A 22,757-nucleotide genomic window follows, 5' to 3' on the forward strand; every position below is an offset into this window, starting at 1 on the left:
TGTTGCCTATGCTCAGTATTTTGCTTTTGATACCGTTACTAGGTGCGGCTTTACTCGGTTTCTTGCCTTTTGGCATAACAGCAAAACTTTCTCGTAAAGTCGCTTTGGTTGTTGCGAGTATCGCTTTCTTGTGGACTATAGTCATTGCAAGCCAGTTTAATCCTGGGGAAATGAATAAACAGTTCACCGAATTCCTACCTTGGATAGATGCGTTAGGATTAAATTATTATCTTGGAATAGACGGTCTGTCATTACCTTTGCTGCTATTAAATGGCTTGTTGACTTGGATCGCCATTGACAGCACTGACGAAAATATTTCGCGTCCTCGATTTTATTACAGTTTGCTCCTGCTGTTAAACGCTGGCGTGACTGGAGCCTTCATGGCACAAGATTTACTGCTATTTTTCTTGTTTTACGAAATCGAACTGATTCCCCTGTATTTCCTGATTGCGATTTGGGGTGGTGAACGGCGCGGCTATGCAGCGACTAAATTTTTGATTTACACCGCTGTTTCTGGGATAATGATTTTAGCAAGTTTTCTGGGCATGGTTTGGCTGAGTGGAGCTTCTAGCTTTGCTTTGGATGCCTTGAATACTAGCGTTTTGTCTGTAGAGACACAAGTCTTACTCTTGCTGGGAATATTAATTGGTTTTGGCATCAAAATTCCCTTAGTTCCTCTGCATACTTGGTTACCAGATGCTCACGTTGAAGCTTCCACACCAATTTCTGTATTATTGGCTGGGGTACTGTTGAAGTTGGGAACTTACGGCTTACTCCGGTTTGGGATGAACTTGTTGCCGAATGGTTGGAGTTATGTATCTCCCGTTTTAGCAACGTGGGCAGTTATCAGCGTGCTGTATGGTGCATCGTGTGCGATCGCCCAAAACGACATGAAAAAAATGGTAGCATACAGTTCCATTGGACACATGGGCTTTGTGCTTTTAGCCGCCGCAGCTGCAACACCTTTGAGTGTCTTGGGATGCATCATGCAAATGATTAGTCACGGCTTGATTTCAGCCCTGCTGTTTTTATTAGTAGGGATTGTCTATAAAAAAACAGGAAGCCGTGATTTAGGAGTTCTTCAGGGACTCCTCAACCCAGAACGAGGTATGCCTGTGATTGGAAGCTTGATGGTTTTGGGAGTAATGGCTAGCGCTGGTATACCGGGAATGGTGGGATTTATTTCCGAATTTATCATTTTTCGGGGCAGTTTCGCAGTTTTCCCAGTCCAAACTCTATTAGCGATGATAGGTACCGGCTTAACTGCTGTTTACTTCTTAATTCTCATGAACCGTGGCTTTTTCGGGCGTTTGTCTGCACAAGTCGTCAATTTGCCACGTGTCTCTTGGGGCGATCGTATTCCTGCTGTCGTTTTAGCTGTGCTGATTGTGATTTTTGGAGTCCAACCCAATTGGCTTGTGCGTTGGACTGAACCGACAATGACGACGATGGTTAATATACCAACCCCAGTGGCAACGGTATCGTTTGTTAAGGAAAAAACCAAAACTTAAAAGACTGTTCTTAGGTTTGTAAGATGTGCCCAAATGCATACTACAAACCTAACTTTTAAATATGTATTTTAAGTAGGAGATATAGCAATGGTAAACATAAAAGATAAACCTGTTAACTATCCATTATTTGAATATATCGAGCGATTAGAGTCAGGAGGGGCATTACTTCCTGATACCGAAGAAAATGTGATAGAAGTCGTGGGTATTCTGAAAAGTTACGGCATCGTTTTAGATGCCTACTCTAAAAATCTCATTTATGTTGCTGAACATCAATTTTTAGTATTTTTCCAATTTTGGAAATACTTTAATGGAGACTTTTCTTTTAAGAAACTATTTCGGCATTGGTGGCATGACAGAATTAATTATGAATATGCCGAATATTGCATGAAAGGGATGATATGGCATGGTGGCGGTGGGTTGGATCAATACTTAGATTCAAAAGAATTTGAAGAAAGAGCGCAAGCTGTTATTGCAGCAAAATTTAAAAATAATCCTATCATCAAGGGAGTTAACCAACTTTTCCCTGATTTCTTAACAGAACAGTTGCGTGTCAGTTCTTACTCCACGGGTTTAGGTCAATTTTGGCGTGTGATGGCTGATATTTTCCTCACTTTATCAGACCGTTACGATCAAGGTGAAATCAAATGTATTCCTGATGTTGTAGAACACGTCAAAGCAGGTTTGGTAGCAGATGCCAACAAGCCTATTACCTACGCAGTTAAAATTCGGGATAAAGTTTACGATATCATTCCTAAATCTGCTGGTTTGACATTTCTTGCAGATACAGCAATCCCTTATGTAGAAGCAGTTTTCTTCCGGGGAACCGCTTTTCATGGCACAGTTTCATATAATGCCCAAGCTTATCAAATTCCCGCAGATCAATCTCGATTTCAATATGGTGCTTTGTATGCCGATCCTTTACCAATTGGCGGTGCGGGTATTCCTCCTACCTTGTTGATGCAAGATATGCGTCATTATCTTCCAGATTATTTGCACGAAGTTTATCAGCGCAGTCGTCGGGGAGAAGATGATTTGCGAGTTCAAATTTGTATAAGTTTTCAAAAGTCGATGTTCTGTGTGACTACAGCAACGATTTTGGGACTTATGCCTCATCCAGTGGATACTCAAAATCCAGATGAGCAAAAAATGAATCGAGTCTTTCTGCAAAAGTGGCTTGATAGGTTAAAGACTTCGCGTTTAGAACAGGTGAACGATCAATCTAATTTTTGTCTTATCTCTGTACCTAAGATGATGTAGATGGCAAGATTTGGGTTTAGAGTTTTGGAACTGCAGATGGACGCAGATAATTTATCTGTGTTTGTCTGTGTTTGTTTTAGGAAAGGGCTATGCATTCTTGAATCTGTGTCTGATAGTTGGGTGCAAGCTATAAAAGATGTATATCCTTTTCAAAAGCCACAACCTGAATAAGCTGGAAAATTTTTCCTGTGGGATATGTTAGACGCAAACCATTACGCATCTTAATAACCATTACCAGAGGAACTTATTAGATGAGAATTAGAGGAATTAAACGCGGTCAAACCATTGAACTATTAGACTCAGTGGATAGTATACCAGATGGAGCATAAATTATTGTTGATTTAGAACCTTCTTCCACTAAACATGTTGAAGTTCAAAAGCCTCTAACAGATGAGGAAAAATTAGAAAGACTCAATCAATTGTTCGGAGTTTGGAAAGAGCAACCTGAGTTAATAGAAATTTTTGCTGAAATTGATAAAGAGCGTCATAGTTATAAAGGGAGAGTGATAAACTCAATTGATAATTCAGATAATATCTAATGTATTTGCTAGATACTAACATTAAAGTGTCCGTTACTGTACTCTACCCACAATTTGTCTATGATTCTCAAGTCTTCACAGGGAAATTGTCGGATGTCCTCTAATTCTAGGTAACCTTGTTTTTCTCCCCCAGCCACCTCAAGCATAACTTTATTAGTTTCCTCGTCAGCTTCTTTCCACTCACCTGCTGCAAGGTAGTAAGCTAGTTGTGCGTAGCGAGTTGGTACTTGAAACCGGATGAGCCGAATTCCTTCTTTATCAGCGTACTTTTTATCTTCTTCGCAGGGATGTTGTTGCTTTTCTGCCTGTGTCGCTGGTTTATAGCAGATTCCCGGTTCTCCCAATTCTTTACGAGTTCTTAAGCTAAGCCAAGCACAAAAACGATTAGCATCCCAAAAGTTGATGTTAGTGATGGGTTGTTCAACGTCTCTTTTGTTAGCAGGAGTGGTGGGAGAGTTGGTGGGAGAATTTGTTTCATTCCAAAAGAGTTGATATTCTGCATGAGTGATGTAACTGGTATCAATTTCACGATTGCTCTGGCTCAAGTCATGATTTAATTCATTTAGGCGAGAAGCAAGTCTGACTTCCGCCGCCAGGGTAAATTCATCTAGTTTCTCAGACTTTAGTCCTTCTTCAAACTTCTTTTCTAGCTGTTGTCGCACACTTTCAGAAGAAATTTGTTCCGCTTCTTTCTTGCATTGATAAGCAAGCGTAAGTACAGGAACTGTTGCATAATTCAAAGCAGCTTGACTTAATATCATCACGCGTCATGCGTACTAAAAGGTTGCCAATCTCTTGCTGCTCCAGTGGGTTCACCCCTGGTTGCTGAATGATATTCTGAGAAATATCACCAACGGTTTTCGGCGCTATTTTCAATGGAACAAAGAGATTTTCCAGTAGCAAAGTTTCTTGATTGATTCCCTGAGTTTCATACTCTCGACAGTCAAACTCCAGTCGTTCATAGTATTTGCCTTCAAAGTGAGAAGTCAGCTTTGCCCACAGATTCTGAAGTAGAATTTCAGCGTTGTTTAATATCCAGTCCAGTAATTTGTCAATGCGTGGAGCGATTTTGTTACCAATTTTAATGACAAACCAAACAGCAACAGCTGCAAGCAAGCAAAGCCCAGTATTTCGCAATTCTGATTTTAGTGCGAAATGAACTGCAACTACAACCAAACCTCCAGGAGTTATTAAACTAACGGGTTTGGAATTAAGAATATTCCAAAAATTCTCCAGCGTCAGGGGAGTGTTCTGGTCTTGCGAGTTTTCTGGCATTTTACGCTTGGTGATGAAAGCCTGTTGATACCAGTGTATGCGACGCTTAGCTGCTGCGCAAAGCTAGTTTGCAGGGTGAGCGATAAGCCGGAGGCTTTAGCTTGTGCGTATCGCGCGATAAACCAGGCGAAGTTCCTGTGGTGAAACACTAGTCAAGAAAAGCTGATCATAACACCGCGCATCCGCTTAACCTCACCCTGCCCTATCGAGCATCCCTCACGCCAGGTGCTACAACGGGGGGAACCCCCCGCAGTCGCCACAACGGTCAAAGCTCGTCGGGGGAAGCTTCCCCCGACAGACTTTGGGGGAACCCCAACGCCAGATACCAAGTGAGGGAAACCCTCCTGCAGTACTGGCTCCGCAAGGCGCTGCTCTCCGCAACGCACTGGCTCTCCTTCAAGGAGAGGGAAAGATTTTAGCGTAGCTAAAAGCGAGGGTGAGGTAAATAGCGATCTGGTGTGTATACGGTTAAGCGTTTTTTCCACGTTTTTCCTTCGACAAGGAAAATGCTTTGCATCCTCTTTTGTCGATTTGTCTAGCTCATGCTTTTAAGTGGAAAATATGCAAAGCCGTAGAAATCAGGGTTAGGAAAATCACAAAACCAATGGCATCCAGCATTGTTGTCACTAAAGGTCCACTCACCAAAGCGGGATCAAGTTTTAGTCGCTTCAAGCCCATTGGTAGTAAAGTTCCTAAAGTGACAGCCACAAGAGTATTTGTTGCCATGACTGTTCCTGCAACTAACGACACCCAACGTTCTTGAGGTGGTGCCCAAATCAAGGAAAGCATAATCATAGTCAGTCCTAGTGCTACCGCTGTACCCAGTCCTGCTTGAAGTTCCTTACGGAGAATTTTGAAAGTATCCTGGGGTGTTAGTTCTCCAACACCAAGTCCACGAATTGTCACAGTTAAGGTTTGAATGCCTACAGTACCGCCTGTGTTGGAGAAAAGCGGCATAATCACAGCCAGCACTGGCACCATTTTTATGGTCTCCTGAAAGGGGGCGATCGCACTAGACGCCCCAATATAAAGCAACATAACTCCAAACAGCCACGGTAAGCGCTTGCGAAGAGTTACCAAAGGAGACGAAAAAGGCTGTTCATCACCGCCACTCACACCTGCGAGTTTTTGAATGTCTTCTGTGGCTTCTTCTTCCAAAATATCGACCACATCATCAATCGTGACAATACCCACCAGTCTCTCTTCTCGATCAACCACAGGGACAGCGATTAAGTCGTATCGCTTCATGATTTGGGCAACTTCTTCCTGGGGCATTTCTGTTCTGACTTTGATGACGCGAGTGCTAGCGATATCTGTGATCAAAACCTCAGGAAAGGTAAACAGTAGCTGTCGTAGGGAGACAACACTCATCAGCGTGCGGTTATCGTCTGTGACGTAGGCATAGTAAATCGTCTCCTTGTCTTCATCCTGACGGCGGATTTTACTTAAAGCCTCTCCAACAGTTAACCCATCTCGCAACCGCACGTATTCAGTTGTCATCACGCGTCCAGCGGTGCCTTCAGCATAGCCGAGAATCGTTGCTGTTGCTTGCCGTTCTTCTGGACTTAGTTCTTGCAACAGACGTTTGACAACCCCAGCCGGTAATTCATCAAACAATTCTGCGCGTTCATCCGGACTCATCGCCTCGATGATTTGTGCAACTTGAACATCATGCAAGGAATTTATGATTTCTTCCTGTACTTCCGCAGGCAGATATTCAAATACATCAATAGCTTGATGTTTATTGAGTAAACGGAATGCGATCGCCCTGTCTTGTTTGGGCAATTGTGTAATGTACTCTCCCACATCTACGGGTTGTGTACTATTCAAATCCAACTTGAGTTGGTTTAAGTCGCCAATGTCAAAAGCCGAATTGCGAACATCTTCTAAGAGCATGATAAAACCTCCGAATGCCTCCCCCGCGCTGGGAGACAAACTCGCCAGATCAGAGGAGGTTAGTACTGCCGTCTTGTGGACTTTTGTCCATAAAATCTCAGAAATTCAACATCGATTACCAATACAATGGCATCGCTAATTAATAATCCTAACCTGGAACAGTGTAATCTGGTAGATATCAAAAGTCAGAAAAAGAAAGTTCTATTCCACTTGAGTTGAATTTTTTCTCACCCTGATGCCTATTGATTTCTGTAGATTTTACTACTCTGAGTGTCTGTGTCAAGCGTACAAGTTTCTTTTAATGGAAATTTTTTTAAGTAAAAATATTTACTGTCGGCTACTCATAACATGATTTGTCTGGCAAAAATTTTTACTTTTGGCTGTGATCGCAAAAACTGCATTTGCGTACTTTTTCCAGATTCATTCTTTTTTTGTATGTTTTGTTACATTTTTCGCTCAATTTTATAATTAGAAGAGCACAAATTTTAGAACACCGATTCACTAATCCCAAAAACCCGGTTTCTGTTACTGGGAAGACCGAAGTTTCGTTAACTCAACAGGAAAAAACCGGGTTTTTTAGTCACAATTATGAATACTGAATCGGTGTTCTAGGGCGGGCATTGCCTATAAAAACCTGTGTGATAGATATTTATAAGTAGCCCCCTACAACCAAAGATTGTGCGAAGATGATCCTATGAGGAATACTAAATTTTAGTTTTTATACAACAATTTGCTGAAATGAGCTATTGGCATGTATAGCGGTTCTCACTTCGGTGCAATACAGTCGTCACCTCACCCCGCATAAGCTTCCGCAAACGCTCCCCTCTCCGGAGTTCGGAGAGGGGTTGGGGAGCCAGTGCCCTTCGGGTATCTCCTGCCCAGACGCTACGCGTATCTCCTACGGAGACGCTGCGCGTAAGTCCCAAAGGGACACGCTTACGCGAACGCTCTTAGCGTGCGCTTGCGCTTACGCAGTCGCCTCTGTCGGGAGACCCCTTCGGGTTCGCCAGATGCCTGCGGAGGGAGACCCTCCCGCAGCACTGGTCTCACCTCCTGCAGCGCTGTCTCACCGTGGGCGGGTCCCCCGACTTGAGGCACCTGGCGTGGTGAGGTTGAAAAATGTACTTCATGCAAACGAGAACTGCTATAACTCCACTGGTATCAATTCAGTCGTGCAGTTGACTTTGACTTGGGAATAAACAACTTTTAGTAATTGAGAATTATTTTGCTTTTCAGGTATAAACAGATATTAACTCCTTCTAAAAAAATGATAATTAGATATCTGTTTTATGTTTTGAAAAACTACAATTTTTCTAGCGATTTCCTACGTGTCTATGACCCTTATGTAGAAGTTTATTCTTATGGAGTATTAATAAAACTAATTTTCAGAACAAGAGAAAGTCGTCTAATAGCTGATAAATATTTGAAAAAATTTGACATTTCGAGTATCTTTCTCTAAAAATGGAGAAGCTAACTTGTATCTTGACAGGAGACGACAATTCATTTCTCATTTCGATCCACAAAACAAGTGCCTACTACAAAGGTAGTTTTGGCTTTGCTGACATAATTTACTTCACGATCTCAGGGTTGCATTCGGTGAAACAACGTAACAAATTAACTATGAAAACAGCCACTCAACTACAAGCTCGTCTTGAATGTTATTATCAGCAAATCAAGACAATTATCCTTACCCGTCAAAACCCAATTACAGGTTTGCTACCAGCAAGCACAGCGATAACTGCCCACGGAGATTACACTGATGCTTGGGTACGTGATAACGTTTACAGCATTCTGGCAGTTTGGGGGTTGGCGATCGCCTACCGGAAAGTTGATGATGACAAGGGACGCACATATGAGCTAGAACATAGCGTCGTTAAGTTGATGCGGGGTTTGTTATTTGCTATGATGCGCCAAAGCGCTAAATTAGAGCAATTCAAGCACACTCAATCTTCGTTGGATGCTTTACACGCTAAGTACAACACTGCTACGGGTGATATTGTTGTTGGTGATGACGAATGGGGACATTTGCAATTAGATGCCACATCAATATTTATTCTGATATTGGCGCAAATGACTGCTTCAGGATTGCAGATCATTTACACATTTGATGAAGTGAATTTCGTCCAAAATTTAGTTTACTATATTGGACGGGCGTATCGTACTCCAGATTTCGGTATTTGGGAACGAGGTAATAAAATTAATCATGGCAATGCAGAATTGAATGCCAGTTCTGTAGGTATGGCAAAAGCTGCATTGGAAGCGATTAATGGTTTGGATTTATTTGGTGTACACGGTTGTCAAGCATCGGTGATTCATGCGCTGCCAGATGAAATCGCTCGTGCCAGGATTACGCTAGAATCTCTATTACCTAGAGAATCGTCTTCAAAAGAAATCGATGCCGCGTTGTTGAGCGTTATTGGTTTTCCAGCATTTGCTGTAGAAGATGTAGATCTGCGGGAACGTACCCACAACGATATTATCAATAAACTCGAAGGAAAATACGGCTGCAAGCGCTTCCTGCGTGATGGACACCAAACAGTTTTAGAAGACAAAAACCGCTTACACTACGAACCATTAGAACTCAAACAATTCGAGCAAATTGAGTGTGAATGGCCTTTATTTTTCACCTATTTATTTCTAGATGGTTTGTTTCGTGGCGAACAAGAACAAGTGAAACATTACCAAGAGCGTTTAGAATCTTTATTGATTGAGCGTGATGGTTTGCATCTAGTTCCAGAACTTTATTATCTCCCAGAAGAATCTATAGAGGCAGAGAAGTTAGCACCTCAAACTCAGCCACGTTTACCTAACGAAAATGTTCCGCTCGTATGGGCGCAGAGTTTGTATTTTCTAGGTCAAATGTTAAGTGAAGGATTGATAGCAGTTGGAGATATTGACCCTTTGGGAAGATATTTATGCGTAGGAAAAAACCAGCAAGCTGTCGTACAAATCGCTTTACTTGCAGAAGATGAAGATTTACAAGCCAAACTGGCAGTTCATGGAATTGAGACACAAACACCCAAACAAGTCGAACCAATTCAGGTTCGACTCGCAGAGGATCTTTCAGCTATTTATACCCAAGTTGGACGCAACGATAAACTTGGTTTAACAGGACGTCCAGTGCGACGTTTGAGAAGTCTCACAACATCTAAGATTTTTCGTATTCGTGGGGAGACAGTTGTTTTTCTGCCCTCGGTTTTGGACTCTCAAGTGTTTTACTTAACTCTTGATTACCATTTTCTGGTTTATCAAATTAGAAGTGAACTTGCTTATATCCAAAAATATTGGATTGATTTAGGGCGTCCTATCCTGACTTTAATGTTGACTCATACCATGTTGGAAACAGGTAGTGAGGCATTACTTGCTCTGATGCAAGAACTAAATAACGGCATTTGTAACGGTGTACGGGTAAAATTGGGGCGTCTTAATCAGTTGATGTTGACTGCTGGAACACAACGGATTGATTTTCTTCAAGATGATTTTGAATATTCTCTATCTTCCATCAAAGATACTGCGCCTCGCTGCTCGTATCTAATTTACAATCCAGAAGGAAATTGGCCCTTAAAACATACTCAAGAATTTAAAATGGAGTGCGAAACAACCTTAAAATTGTTGCTCTCCTCTTTACGTTCATCGGAAAATCTCTACGAGCAAATAGAATTATTGCAGACTTTGGTTCGTTTGGAAGGGTTAGAATTTGATACAGGCTTTGGCGGAGCAGAAAATCCCGTAACTGTGGCAGATTTGCTGGATGAAGTTTACACTAAAGCAGGCGATTCCGGCATTTGGGCAGTTGTGCGTCGTGCTGCAGGGTTGCGACAAATGAGCGATATCGGCTTGTCGGACGTAGTCACAAGTATTGTGGTGCGGGGTAAGCAAGTTGCTGTGGGTAAGTCTTACAGCGAAGATTCACTCATCACTATTCCTCTGTCGCACAGCGAAATTGTTGAGAAAATAAATGACTATTGTCGGGAAGATATAAGCGATCGCGTTCTGACTCAAGAAGTTCTGATTTATCTGAGTGCTTTAATCAAGACAGAACCAGAACTGTTTAAAGGACTACTCACCCTCAGAATTGGTTACATGATTCTGTTGATTACCAGCGAACTGGTGCAAGAGTTAAACCTTACTCAGGATGAGGCTTATGAACACCTTATGCAACTGTCACCTTCGGAAGTTCAAACACGAGTACGTCAGGTATTATTTGAATACGTCAACTTGAGTCAGCTATTACGTCAGCAAGAATCTCTGCACCTCAAACAAAAAGAAAGTGACATAGATTGGATCGTGGTACCAGCTTCAGGAGATGAAATAGATGTACCATCCGGCGGTTGGCGACGGTTCCGCCAAGCTGAGGGAGCAACAGGACGTGTTCCAAAAGACTTTTTCAAGCAGGTTTGGCTAGTGATGGAACATTGCAAAGGGTTGGTGATTGGCGATAAGCTAGAACGCCGCAACCGTTTGGATAGCGAAGTCATTTTGTCAGAAATGACAGCAGGAGAAAAGAATTTTGCCTTGCAAGTAGAGCATTTGCTAAATAAAATAGAGGCTCCCGAATACCGACAAGTTAATATTGAGGCGTTGACGGAATTAGCAGCAGTTGCATCCAACAACCCCAACTTACAAATTGAAGAATATATCGTGTTGGATGTGTTAATCGGTCACGCCGTGCGATTAGCATGGTTAGAGAGTCATCCGAAAAGGGGCGATCGCTATGATGAAGATAAAGCCAATGCATGGCGATCATTCTACAACACCTCTCCAAAAGAGTGTGCTAGCTATATTCTGAAAGCGTTCCGCTTCTTGATAGAGTTTGGGCAAAATATAGCAGCTTAAGTCTGAAGTGGGTATAGGGTGCGTTACCGCTGCGTTAACGCACCTTTTTAAAGCAAAAGCTGTGAATTAAAGACTCTCCGAGATAGAAACAAAAATATGAATCAACTAACAATAGAACAATTGGATTTACTCCAGAATACTTTACGCCTTGCAGGGCAATTGTGAAACATACTACCTCAGCTACACTGACCAAATGCACCTGCGCAAGCTATAACATTAAGGGGGATTAAACCCAAGTTTTGGTATCAAATAATCTCTCATAAAATATAAAAAGTGTTTCTTGTACCACACCTCTGTAAGGATGTTTGGAAAGTGTCGTCTTGTACCAAGATTTATCGGCGAGTTCCCTAAATCCTCGGTGCCTTGAGAGCATTCTAATCTTGTGAACCTAATGCGAGCCGGAAAACTCGCATTAGTACACGAGCTTTCCGGCTCGCACTGCATTTAGGATGTTTCCGGATGCGGTTGGGAGGTAAAGGGAAATCTAAATGGTGTATTTGTTGACAACAATACTTCTCAAACATCCTGTTCTGAGATTGTGCCAGCTACATTTTGAAAGCTTTTCGTAATTTTCTTTAGGTAAGAAAATTACGAAAAAGATCGTTTGGGAATATTTTGCAAGCAATCGTAAATAATTTTTGTTCAAAGCTTGCCACTCATAGAATTCTCAAAAAAACTCTAGTTCTTGTTAATAACATTAGGTGGACTGACTAATTTGCTCTGTAGTTGTGCCGGTGGAAATGAAAATGCAAAAAAAAAAGCGCCAGAAGAGTCAATATTTATTTCACAATCGCTGGATTGACAGACAACGAATTGTTCGCAACATGGAGGCTTTCCAAGACTTAATTGTGATTGTCCTGTGTTTGAGTTTGTTTGCCTACATGGTTATGCAACTGTGGGAGATATTTACCCAGCTTACAGTGCCATTAAATCATCAACAAGTGACTGCAAAAATACTATTTTTGTTGATTTTGGTCGAATTATTCCGACTTCTAATGGTTTACTTGCAGGAGCATAGCATTGCTGTAGGAGTAGCAGTGGAGGTGTCAATAGTATCTGTACTACGAGAAGTCATTGTTCACGGAGCACTGGAAATTACTTGGGTTCAGGCTGCATCAATTTGTGGTTTACTGTTGATTCTGGCTGCGCTACTGCTAGTTTGTGCTAAGACACCACACATGGATTACATGATTAGTAAGACTAACCATAGCGCTCTTAACCACAGTGATGATGAGGAACAGGAAAACGGGAATAAAATGTCACATTCAACTCAATATGAGGAGATTGTTTAGAGGTAGAAGCTATTTTTATTTCATTTTCTTGTCTACCTAAAAATGGATGCTCACGGTGATTGTTGTTAGAGTTTCTTGTAAATAAGTTGACATAATTCCAGACTATACTGCAAGGTATGTCTGGAATTTTCAAATTCATCTATGCCAAACTTGGTGAAAGCGTAACAAATAGTACTTTTAAATTCTGAATAAACACTCTTGGGTGAGGGAGTGAGGAAAGTGTTGGTTTCATCCATAACGGGTTGCAATCCCCAGCAGTGGAGGGCTTTAAACAAACTTTAAGAAGATTAGACAATATTTTATTGATTATTCCTGGACAGTAACAATTTAGTTGTTTAGGTTAGATGTAATATACTTAAGCATACGTAAGTCAAATAATGACAGATAATCATAACGAAGAACTGAAAGATAAAGTAGAAGGTACAGCATTAGTAGCTGGAGGAACTATAGCTGGTGTTAGTGTATCCGCAATCGTTGGCGGTATGGGATTAGTTGGAGGTTTTGGAGGCGTAGCAATCGGCATGGCTCCTGTGACTGCTGCTGGTGCAGTTATTGGCACCGCTGCTTATGGGGCTAAGAAGGCAATAGAAGAGGGAGACGCCACAGCTATAGGTGCAGTCGCAGGAGGAGCAGCAGTTGGAGTCGGAGTTTCTGCTGTGGTTGGAGGTATGGGTTTAGCAGTTGGAGGAACTGCTGTCGCTATTGGTGCTGCGCCGGTTGTAGCAGCTGGTGCAGTAGTTGGACTAGCTGCTTATGGTTTGAAAAAGCTGTTTGATAAGTAATGACAAGACAGTCCCTCAATCCTGTCCAAAAATTAGTGCGTGGTGTTATTCGGGATTTGATTCATCAGGCTAACAGTGAAAAGGCTGATAAATCTAAAAAGCCAAAGGTGAAAAAGTCTGCTGCTACCAAATCCCGAACTAAGTCAAAGCAAGATAGTAGTAAACGCTCCCGCCACATTCCTGCATCAGTTCGTGTGTCGGTTTTACACAAAGACGGTTATAAGTGCGTTTTTTGTGGTCGCAGTAGTCAGCAAGTGCAATTAGAAGTTGATCATATTGTACCTTTTTCCAAAGGTGGTAGTAATGACCTCAACAATTTGCAAACGTTGTGTACAGATTGCAATCGTGGGAAAGGAGCGCGTTTCTTGAAAAAGTAAGACTGAGTAAAATTAATATTATGTTATTTGATGTTTTTCAAGCAGGAATTAACTTATTTCGTGAAGTACATGAAACCAGATGGAATCCTTATGGTTTAGAAAGAGATATTTTACTATTTTTTAGAGATTTCAAAAAATCAATTGACTCCAAAGACGTACAAAGACTTCAAAGCTTAATCTCTGACAATTATTATAGTAGCTCTTATGTGAACCAGGATAAAAAACAGCTAATTTCCTGGTTTCAGACAGTTTTCCAAAAAATACCATCGTTTATATATCCTTCTCTAGAAATCGAAATATGTAAAGCACCAGAAGTAAGAAGTAAGGATACAGTTTATCTCGTCATCAGACCAACCCTGAATATTCATATTTTAGGAATTAATTTAGCATCTCAACTATTTGGAACTAACAATCGGATAGCTATGCTAATAGAAAGAAATACCAATTCTAGTTTATTCTTTCTTATCAATATGGAAGAAGTTTGATAACGAGTTGAAAAAAATAGTTAAAAAACACAAATCATTGGTTAAGTGTGGAAACAAAGTAATATAACAACTTGGATAAGGAAAAACATGGCTTACGTACACGAAATAAAATTCTACATCAGCAGCGAATCTGGCAAGTTAAAAGTAGCTCTCTATGACAGACCTGCAATTTTTTGCGACGAATTCTGGATCAAGAATGTCGATGCTTCAGAGATGGGTTTCATTTGCATACCAGATGGTTTGAAGCTTGAACAAAAATACAAAGTAGAAGTACTTGGTATCAAGCCTTTTCATGCTTCTAAGCCGGAATTTGATTTTATTGACAAATGTGCTGAAGCAGCTTTTTACGCAGCTAAACAAGCAGCTATGCAGGCAGTAATACCCAATCCGGGTTTACTACCTCCTTTGTGAGCTATGGGGTGTGAGTAGCTTAGGTAACTGAAATTACAGAGGACAAAAATAAGTGACACACAACTCCAAAACTGGTGCAGCATTTATTGCAGGAGGAACTATAGCAGGTGCTGGTATTTCTGCAACAGTAGGCGGGATGGGATTAGCCGGAGGATTTGGGGCAGTTGGAATTGGCACAGTTCCTGTAGTTGGTGCTGGCGCTGTCGTTGGTGCTGCTGCTTATGGTGTTTTCAAGGGAAGAGCAGAGGGAGATGCAGCTGCTTATGGTGCAATAGGGATTGGTGCAATAGGCGGTGCTGGTGTTTCTAGCGTTGTCGGTGGTATGGGATTAGTCGCACCCAAAATAGGTTTAGCTTTTGGAATTGGCACAGTTCCTATGGCAGGAATTGGTGCTGTGTTTGGACTCGCCGCCTACGGTATTGCCAAGTTGCTAGACGAAACCAGAACAAGAGAAACACCACCACAGGTTTTCGACAGAATGGAAGAGAAAATCTTGCAGATGGAAACTTATTCTGCTGTGTTCGAGTTAGACGCGTTGATGGAGTTAGAGGCATTTTTGACTGGTGAAGATCTCAACCAAAAATTTGCCGCTCTGGAAGTTGAGGATGAGTTACAGATGCTCAAGACAGAATTACACAAAAAAGCTCAAACTTCTCCTCCTAACATTGAAACAGAAGTTGTCTCCCTCAAAGGAGCATCACCTGAAACTTGGAAATGTGTGCAGACTCTTAGGGGACACACAGCCGCAGTGAATGCGATCGCCATCACTCCCGACAGCCAAACCCTAGCTAGTGGAAGCAATGACACAACAGTTCGTCTGTGGAACTTAAAAACAGGAAAATGGCTTTACACTTTAGCTGGGCAAGAAGAGGCAGTTTTATCTGTTGCTATCACCTCCGATAGTAAGACACTTGTCAGTGGGAGTGTTGCTCGCAAAATCAGCAGTTGGTATTTAGACACAAAAAAATTTTCCCGTACACTCTTCTATTTGAACTCTCCCTACAGTCATACTGGCTTTGTTTACTCAGTAGCCTTCAACCCTGACGGAAAAATTCTAGCAAGTGGTAGTGCTGATAAGACTATCAGAATTTGGGGACGATACACAGGAGAAGTAAAATGTACCTTGAATGGACACGACTACGCTGTTTTGTCTGTTGCTTTTAGTCCTAATGGCAAAATTCTTGCCAGTGGAAGCGCTGATAAAACTATCAGAATTTGGGATTTAAAAAATTGGGGGCAGGCTTATATTCTCAGAGGACATTCAGGAGCAGTGAATACAGTTGCCATCAGTCCTGACAGTCAAACTCTAATTAGTGGTAGTACAGACACTACCATCAAACTGTGGAATCTCCACACTAGAGAATTGCTCAAAACTCTAAATGGACACTCAGCATCGGTTGTATCTGTTGCGATAAACCCAAATGGGCAAACTCTTGCAAGTAGCAGCACAGACGGTATTATTAATATTTGGAATTTACGAACTGGGCAACTACTACAAACTCTTTCTGGATGCAGTCCCGTTGCCTTCAGTTATGATGGCAAGACACTGGTGAGTGGTGGAAAAAGCGGCACAATCAAGATTTGGCGTCAAACCTTTGGCAGTGATGAATCCATACTTGAGTTTGTACCATCTGGAGAATGGTGGGAAGTTTTAGGTGTAGAAAAAACTGACAATCCAAAAGATGTAAAACGTGCTTATTTGAGATTAGCAAGGCTATATCACCCTGATGTCAACACTTCTAGCAATGCAAAAGCTGGAATCCAAGCAATTAATCAGGCTTATAGAGAGTACCGTCAAAAAATTAACGGTCAAACTTTTATAGTTTAAGGTGACACGCATTTGTCAATAAGCAATATTGCTAAAAAATAAGCAGAGATTGGGGTTGAAAGAGTTCTCCACCGTTCCGGAGTGAGGGTAATCGGATGCTTAATGGGTAGGCGATAGCTTCGCTTGCCTCACGCGCAAAGCGCACGCACTCGCGTTCGGCAGATCGCCTTTTTACCCATAACCTACTAAAATGAGTCATCGCCACAACCGCGCATCAACTCCCTCATGCCAAAATCCGCTGACATCAGCACCAAAAAATTAATCAGCCTCGCACCCGATAACTGGGTGAAATGGGTAACGCAACTTCCCGACATTACAGCCCAAGAAGTTCTCAACTCCGAATTCCAATGGATTAGCCGCGAGAGTGACGTATTAATCCGCGCTCAAAGTCCTCAATATGGGCAATTTCTCGTACTCAACGAGTTACAATTACGCTACAAACCGGAAATGCCTAAGCGAATGCGAGCATACGCTGCACTAGCGAGAAATTTGATTTGCCTACCTACCCCGTACTTATCAATATCCTTAAAGACAAAGAAGGTGATATCGAAATTCCCACGCGCTATGAGTCAGAGTTTGCAGGTTTACAAGTGCGTCAAGACTACCGCGTAATAAATCTTTGGGAAGTCGATGTGGAAATAGCTTTTCAACAACCCGTGCTATCTTTGCTTCCCTTTGTACCAATCCTCAAGGGAGGCGCCGAAGAAACCACCATACAACAAGCTTTGCAAATTCTCCGCGCAGACGAGCAATTGAATCAGTTAGAAACCGTTCTAGCATTTTTTGCTAGCTTCGTATTAGACAGTGCATTAGTTCAGCAAATCATGAGGTGGGATATGGCAGTGTTAAACGAATCTCCCTGGTATCAGCAAATTTTGAGAGAAGGAGAAGCACGAGGAGAAGCACGAGGTGAGGAACGAGGACGGCGAGAGGAGAAGCTGTCGAGTATTGAAATGGGTTTGGAAGTAAAATTTGGCACTGAAGGGTTACAGTTGATGCCAGAAATCGCTCGAATTTCCAATTTACAGCGATTAAAAGCAATTCAACGAGCTATCCTAACGGTAAATACTCTAGATGAATTACGGCAACTCATCTGACATACCCAGATGACGCCATCGCCTTTACTCACCTTCCTCACCAACCAAAGCAGCAAATTGCCGCACAGCCCGCACTAAATCATCTGGTGTACCAATATCAAGGTAAGTACCATCGGCAAATACTTCTGCTTCCACGTGAAAACCTTTATTAATCGCAGCTTGAATCACATCGCCAATCGGTATTTCTGGTTGCAGCGATAGGTTACTATTTACCGGAAGAGTCATAAGATACTCGTGCAAAAACAGTGTGAAAGCAGGTGTCCAAACTGCAATACCCCACATGTATCGCAAATCTGACTGGGGAGGTTTTTCAATTATCAGCCGTACTTTACCTTGATCGTCAAAGTCAACCATACCTGCTTTGTGAGGTTTATCAGTCGGGAATAATCCTAAGACGACATCAGCGTTACTAACTTCAAGGCGTGTCAAGATTCGTACGTAGGCATCTTTAGGTTGAAATAAAATATCAGGAAAACCCAAGGCTATGATCGCATCTTGGACAAAAGGATAAGCCTGATCTAAGGTGAAAGGCACACCATAAGACAAGCCCATAATGAGATAGCCCAAACTCATGGAAAGCATCGTGCCATCTCCAAAATATGCTGGTATATCCCACTTTCCAGAACGAAGTATAAAATATGCTTTATCAATGCCTGCTAGTTGCATTTTTTCTAGCAGATATTGAGAAACAACCTTCGGACGCCAGTTAGATTTAACACCAAAATCTTGAAAACCAATCGGATATAACTCTTTGCTAAGTGGTAAAGGAGAAATCCGGGTTGCTTGTCCACCAGCAGGTAGCAGTCCGATGATTTGGCGTTTTGTCATAGGTAATGAAAAATAAATAATTAAAAATTCTCTCTGCTATATTTGGTATATATTTTAACTACTTATCAGATGAATAACTAATGACTAAATAAAAAAATATCCCCCTTCCTAAAAAGTGCATTTGTCAGCAGCGACAAACAAAAAGGAGGGGGTTGTTAGGTTTTATAATGTTAGAAATACTACTTAACAGAAACAGCATCCACATCAATTGTATTCGCGCTGGAGGTAGAATCCTGGGTAGTAGTATTAGTGGCTTGAGGGTCAACCTGACCTTTACGCGTTTTAAAGCCTTCAATCATTAGCCCAGACACCTCAGTAACTAGCAATGTCATCAGAAAGACATCATCAATTTCTCCTACAATCGGAATGAAGTCCGGAACAACATCAATTGGGCTGACAAAATAAAGCAGTGTTCCTAAAATTACCCACCAGCGGTACTTAGGGTTACGAAGTACATTGCGGTACCAAGTATAAAGTGATTGGATCGGATTCATAGATTTTTACCTTCAGTTACCTTTAATTTTGGCAAATAATGACCTACACTTCCTGTGGGAATAACCGCCCTACTTGGTCTGGAAGATGCTACTCGTAAGTTATTGCACTCATCTCAACTCTTGAATGGTAAACAATTATGATAGTTGTGCTTTAATCTCTAAAATAATCGGTGCTTCAGGACAATTGTACTACAAATGAAAGGAGGAAACTTACAACAGTGGATATCCTAGACTTGTTTAAGAAGGGCGGACCAGCAATGTGGCCATTGCTTGCTCTGTCGATTTTATCTTTAAGTGTGATTTTTGAGCGTTTGTGGTTCTGGTTACGAATTTTAAGCCAGGAAAAGGAGATAGTTAATCGTGTTTTGGATGCAGCTCGTGTTGATTGGATGTCGGCTGCTGATATTGCAAGACTTGCAACAAAGCAGCCCATCGGACGGTTTCTCCATGCACCTCTAAGTCTTCCCAAAAGCGATCTAGAAAGTTTCCGACTGGCGTTAGAAGCAACAGCAGAAGATGAATTGGCTGGAATGCGACGCGGCGAAAAACTCCTAGAAACTGTGATTGCTCTTGCACCTTTGTTAGGATTGTTAGGTACGGTTTTAGGGTTAATCCAATCTTTACGCTCTATTCGCATTGGTGATCTAGGAACCGAATCTACAGCCGGAGTTACCACTGGTATTGGAGAATCTTTGATTAGTACGGCAACAGGACTTATTGTTGCGATCGTTACTTTGGCATTCTACCGCTTATTTCAAGGCATAGTCGTTAACCAAGTGAAAATTTTTCGCAGGGCAGGCAATGATATGGAGTTGCTGTATCTCCAGTCTCCACCTGACTACACAAAGATGAGATCTGAAAATATAATACCACCTGTAACAATCATAGGGGATTCCATACCAGATAAGCTCAATTCTCCTCGAAAAAGAGGTAAATCCAAGTTTTCTGAAACACCTGAACCCTCCTCAGAGTCTGATTTGTCGGAACCAAAAGATAGTTAACAAAAAAAGCCCCAAACTCAGGTAGAAGAGCAAGAAAATGAAAATTAACCTACAGACTCCAGTAGAAGACGTCCAAATTCAAATCATTCCCTTAATAGATGTCGTTTTTTGTATATTGACATTTTTTCTTTTGGCAGCTTTGCAATTCACTCGCCAAGAGGAAATTAGTATAAATTTACCGAAATCAACTACCAGTACGCCATCTATTACTAATAAACCTAATGCAAATACACTTAGTGCAACAGCTCAACGGCAAATATTAACTTTGACGATCGATGCTATAGGGCAAACTTACGTAGAGAATGACTCAGTTAAACGGGAACAGATCAAAGAAACTTTTAAGAGCCACCTGCAACAAACTCCCAACGCTATTTTAGCTTTGAAAGTCAGTCAAACTGCGACATACAATGATGTTATATCAATGATAGACTTGTGGCGACAAGTGGGAGGCGATCGCATATCTTTTGTCACAACACCATCTTTCTCTAATCAACCGACAACTTCGCCTCTACCCTCGTCTGGTTCTGCGCCAGCAATACCATCTCTACCCAACACTTCACCCATCACTCCCATCAATCCACAAACTAACCCCAACTTCAATCTTCCCACAATACCCAATCCATCTCAAATTAACCAAGGTGTAAGCCCAGTTAATCCAGGAACTTCTCCTGTATTACCTAAAGTACCAACAGCGCCTTCCGGACAAACCAATCCTACTCCGAAAAGGTAATGAGGATGAGGGGGAAGTATTTTCTCTTCCTGCTTCCCCTGCACAAGATGGTTTGTTGTTGCTAAAACCTAAACATATAGAAAATAAATTTTAGTAAGTCTTTCGATTATTAATAGCTTTATATACAAACTACTACGTTTCTAAAGTAAGGGATAAACGAGCATCAATGATGAATTGTGAATCAGAGGTCTAGCTTCATAATTCATCATTATGCGTTTTATAGTTACAACTTATAACTATTCGTTAGCTTTTGGCGGAGCGACTTTGGTATTTGATTGTTGAGCACGCTGTTCCCGCTTTTTTCGGTCGGCTAAAACCATATCTGACATCGTTGTCAAAGCTTGTGACATCTTCTCTATATTAGAATAATAAATCTCTAAATCTTTGTTGAGTTTGTCATCAGAGATCTTCAAGCCATTGGCTATTGTTTTTAGTGCTTCGTTGCGTTTCTTTTCGTCCTTCACTAACTCTGGCTCTGAGTATTCTAATAAAGAGAATAAACCGATCGCGAACAAGCGGCTGTATTTAAATTTTGGATTGTTCGCTATTGCTTGTAAAGAGCCTTGAAAGTCAGCATCTCGATTGAGAGGAGTTTGTTGGCTTAACCACGCAGTGAGTTCTGAAGCGCTTATGCTTGTCGCCAATGCTTGTAAACGTTGAGCATCATGTTTGTAGCGTTGTGGATCTTCTTCTACAGATCGAAGGAGCGCATTAAAAATAGACTCCTTATCCCGTTCTGGCTGATAGCCTTCCATGAAGCGGTCAAAAGCAGTGATGACGCCCAAGGCATAAATAGGATCGTAGCTATAATCAACATTTACTGACAGTAGGTGCATTTCCACCATTAATTCTTCCACAACCCGACGATAAATAGTGTTTATCGGACGGGTATGAAGGTTGTAGAAAGTTCGCTTAGTATCAGATACGGTACGGAGGTTATTCACAAAGCAAATATCAAGGGCGACGTAGTATTATTCTCTCGCTTTAATGGCACTTTGCCAAGTTTCAGTTTTAAGCGCGAAAACTGTAGTGCCAAAATTACTTTTATGGTGTGCAATTCTTTGAGCACAGAAGATGTAAGCTGTGATTATAACAACAATTCACCACATTGCACAACCAAATTGCTTGCATGGAATCGTGAATATGACACCTATGACTTTTCCAGCACAACTACTTACCGTAGCTAATTATCTCTCTGGTGAATTTGATAATCGAGAACAAGCTGTTGCAGAGCCGGCTTGGTACGTTCACCTTCGTCTGTGGCACAGACTTGTCCCTCTTTTTTCAGAAGACAGCGTTACCATATTTGCTGAACAAGCCAATATTGTCAACCTAGAGCGACCCTACCGCCAGCGCATTATGCGGATTTTGCAAGGAAGTGAGCCTGATGTAGCTCTAAAAATCCAGTACTATATGATCAAAGACCCAAGTACTTTGATTGGTGCTGGTCAAAATCCTGCTTTACTCAACACATTGACACCCAATCATTTAGAGTTACTACCGGGCTGTGTGCTTAACCTTACCCAGCAGTTATTAGCCCCCAATAGTTATAAGTTCAACGCTACCCCACCTCCAGACACTCCTTGCTGCTTTAGTGTCGGTGGTAATATCGTGCAAGTTTCCTTAGGCTTTGAGGTCACTGATGATAAATTTCTCAGCTACGACAAAGGAATTGATCCCACCACTGGAAAAGCCACTTGGGGAGCACTTTTAGGTCCCTACTGCTATACAAAGAGAGAACAGTACTGAGTTGTAACGTGAAAATTCTTCTGTTGCTCATACCAAGTTGCATTCAGAAATAGCATCTAGAAATAGGGGGATGGTAATGCGTGAATTATCTGATCTCCACGCCAGGTGCTACCCTATGGCGCTCCGCCACGCCTGACGGCTATCGGGAAGCCTTCTGGCGGGCGTCTACAAGTCGGGAAACCCGGACGTCCTTCGGGGAGAACCTCCGGTTCGGCTGCGCGCTCCCCAACGCACTGGCTCCAGTAGATGCTATGGGGGCTTTTGACTACTACACCTCTCCAAAAATGGCTATGAAACCAATACCCCGCGCTTGTACTAAAAATCATTTTTGGAGAGGTCTACTCACCGAACAGCCAAAATCCGTGTGGT

18 protein-coding genes and 1 pseudogene are annotated in these 22,757 nt (G+C 41.8%); 13 read left to right on the forward strand and 6 right to left on the reverse strand.

What is annotated here, in order from left to right; translation table 11 throughout:
• The first annotated feature begins 8 nt into the window (after positions 1-8).
• Both DP114_RS11445 and DP114_RS11450 read left to right on the forward strand, forming a co-directional pair.
• Positions 9-1,511 (forward strand): NADH-quinone oxidoreductase subunit M, encoded by a 1,503-nt coding sequence (locus tag DP114_RS11445; RefSeq protein ID WP_169268265.1) that lies wholly within the window; start codon positions 9-11, stop codon positions 1,509-1,511.
• A gap of 87 nt (positions 1,512-1,598) precedes the next feature.
• The gene (locus tag DP114_RS11450) at positions 1,599-2,768 is read left to right on the forward strand and encodes a CO2 hydration protein (protein WP_169268266.1); all 1,170 of its coding nucleotides are present in this window, start codon (positions 1,599-1,601) and stop codon (positions 2,766-2,768) included.
• Positions 2,769-3,315: 547 nt separating this feature from the next.
• Here DP114_RS11450 and DP114_RS11455 read toward each other — a convergent pair.
• The 3 genes from DP114_RS11455 to mgtE form a co-directional block, all read right to left on the reverse strand.
• Positions 3,316-4,068 carry a GUN4 domain-containing protein gene (locus DP114_RS11455; protein WP_169268267.1) on the reverse strand — a complete coding sequence of 251 codons (753 nt, stop codon included), beginning with the start codon at positions 4,066-4,068 and terminating at the stop codon, positions 3,316-3,318.
• Positions 3,974-4,582 (reverse strand): hypothetical protein, encoded by a 609-nt coding sequence (locus DP114_RS11460; protein WP_169268268.1) that lies wholly within the window; start codon positions 4,580-4,582, stop codon positions 3,974-3,976. Before DP114_RS11460 ends, DP114_RS11455 begins: the two co-directional genes overlap by 95 nt.
• A 540-nt stretch (positions 4,583-5,122) precedes the next feature.
• Positions 5,123-6,478, reverse strand: coding sequence for a magnesium transporter (gene mgtE, locus DP114_RS11465; protein ID WP_169268269.1), 1,356 nt, complete (start codon positions 6,476-6,478; stop codon positions 5,123-5,125).
• A 1,620-nt stretch (positions 6,479-8,098) separates the two neighbouring features.
• Here mgtE and DP114_RS11470 point away from each other — a divergent pair.
• From DP114_RS11470 to DP114_RS11505, 8 genes and pseudogenes are all read left to right on the forward strand, one after another.
• Positions 8,099-11,314, forward strand: coding sequence for a glycoside hydrolase family 15 protein (locus tag DP114_RS11470; protein WP_171976128.1), 3,216 nt, complete (start codon positions 8,099-8,101; stop codon positions 11,312-11,314).
• A gap of 746 nt (positions 11,315-12,060) precedes the next feature.
• A complete protein-coding gene (locus DP114_RS11475; protein ID WP_169264359.1) occupies positions 12,061-12,606 on the forward strand; it encodes a phosphate-starvation-inducible PsiE family protein in 546 nt (181 codons plus the stop codon).
• 377 nt (positions 12,607-12,983) lie between these two features.
• Positions 12,984-13,388, forward strand: coding sequence for a hypothetical protein (locus DP114_RS11480; RefSeq protein ID WP_216669989.1), 405 nt, complete (start codon positions 12,984-12,986; stop codon positions 13,386-13,388).
• Positions 13,388-13,765, forward strand: a complete 378-nt coding sequence (locus DP114_RS11485) for an HNH endonuclease (RefSeq protein ID WP_171976129.1) — start codon at positions 13,388-13,390, stop codon at positions 13,763-13,765. Before DP114_RS11480 ends, DP114_RS11485 begins: the two co-directional genes overlap by 1 nt.
• A gap of 20 nt (positions 13,766-13,785) precedes the next feature.
• Positions 13,786-14,250 (forward strand): hypothetical protein, encoded by a 465-nt coding sequence (locus tag DP114_RS11490; protein ID WP_171976130.1) that lies wholly within the window; start codon positions 13,786-13,788, stop codon positions 14,248-14,250.
• An 87-nt stretch (positions 14,251-14,337) separates the two neighbouring features.
• Positions 14,338-14,661 carry a hypothetical protein gene (locus DP114_RS11495; protein ID WP_211178372.1) on the forward strand — a complete coding sequence of 108 codons (324 nt, stop codon included), beginning with the start codon at positions 14,338-14,340 and terminating at the stop codon, positions 14,659-14,661.
• 52 nt (positions 14,662-14,713) lie between these two features.
• Entirely contained in the window at positions 14,714-16,489 is a 1,776-nt protein-coding gene (locus DP114_RS11500) for a DnaJ domain-containing protein (RefSeq protein WP_216669990.1), read from the forward strand.
• Between the two features lie 225 nt (positions 16,490-16,714).
• Positions 16,715-17,586: pseudogene (locus DP114_RS11505) on the forward strand (Rpn family recombination-promoting nuclease/putative transposase).
• Between the two features lie 24 nt (positions 17,587-17,610).
• Here DP114_RS11505 and DP114_RS11510 read toward each other — a convergent pair.
• Entirely contained in the window at positions 17,611-18,414 is an 804-nt protein-coding gene (locus tag DP114_RS11510) for a sugar phosphate nucleotidyltransferase (RefSeq protein WP_171976131.1), read from the reverse strand.
• A gap of 179 nt (positions 18,415-18,593) precedes the next feature.
• A complete protein-coding gene (locus DP114_RS11515; RefSeq protein WP_169264364.1) occupies positions 18,594-18,908 on the reverse strand; it encodes a YkvA family protein in 315 nt (104 codons plus the stop codon).
• A 218-nt stretch (positions 18,909-19,126) separates the two neighbouring features.
• Between DP114_RS11515 and DP114_RS11520 the strand changes: the two genes are divergently transcribed.
• Positions 19,127-19,909, forward strand: coding sequence for a MotA/TolQ/ExbB proton channel family protein (locus DP114_RS11520; RefSeq protein WP_171976132.1), 783 nt, complete (start codon positions 19,127-19,129; stop codon positions 19,907-19,909).
• A gap of 37 nt (positions 19,910-19,946) precedes the next feature.
• The gene (locus DP114_RS11525) at positions 19,947-20,639 is read left to right on the forward strand and encodes an ExbD/TolR family protein (RefSeq protein ID WP_171976133.1); all 693 of its coding nucleotides are present in this window, start codon (positions 19,947-19,949) and stop codon (positions 20,637-20,639) included.
• 236 nt (positions 20,640-20,875) lie between these two features.
• On the opposite strand, the gene psb29 is transcribed toward DP114_RS11525, so the two are convergent.
• Positions 20,876-21,583, reverse strand: coding sequence for a photosystem II biogenesis protein Psp29 (gene psb29, locus DP114_RS11530; RefSeq protein ID WP_171976134.1), 708 nt, complete (start codon positions 21,581-21,583; stop codon positions 20,876-20,878).
• A 208-nt stretch (positions 21,584-21,791) separates the two neighbouring features.
• Here psb29 and DP114_RS11535 point away from each other — a divergent pair, with 208 nt between their 5' ends.
• A complete protein-coding gene (locus tag DP114_RS11535) occupies positions 21,792-22,388 on the forward strand; it encodes a chromophore lyase CpcT/CpeT (protein WP_169264403.1) in 597 nt (198 codons plus the stop codon).
• Positions 22,389-22,757: the final 369 nt, after the last annotated feature.

Source organism: Brasilonema sennae CENA114 (assembly GCF_006968745.1).
GTDB classification, from domain to species: domain Bacteria; phylum Cyanobacteriota; class Cyanobacteriia; order Cyanobacteriales; family Nostocaceae; genus Brasilonema; species Brasilonema sennae.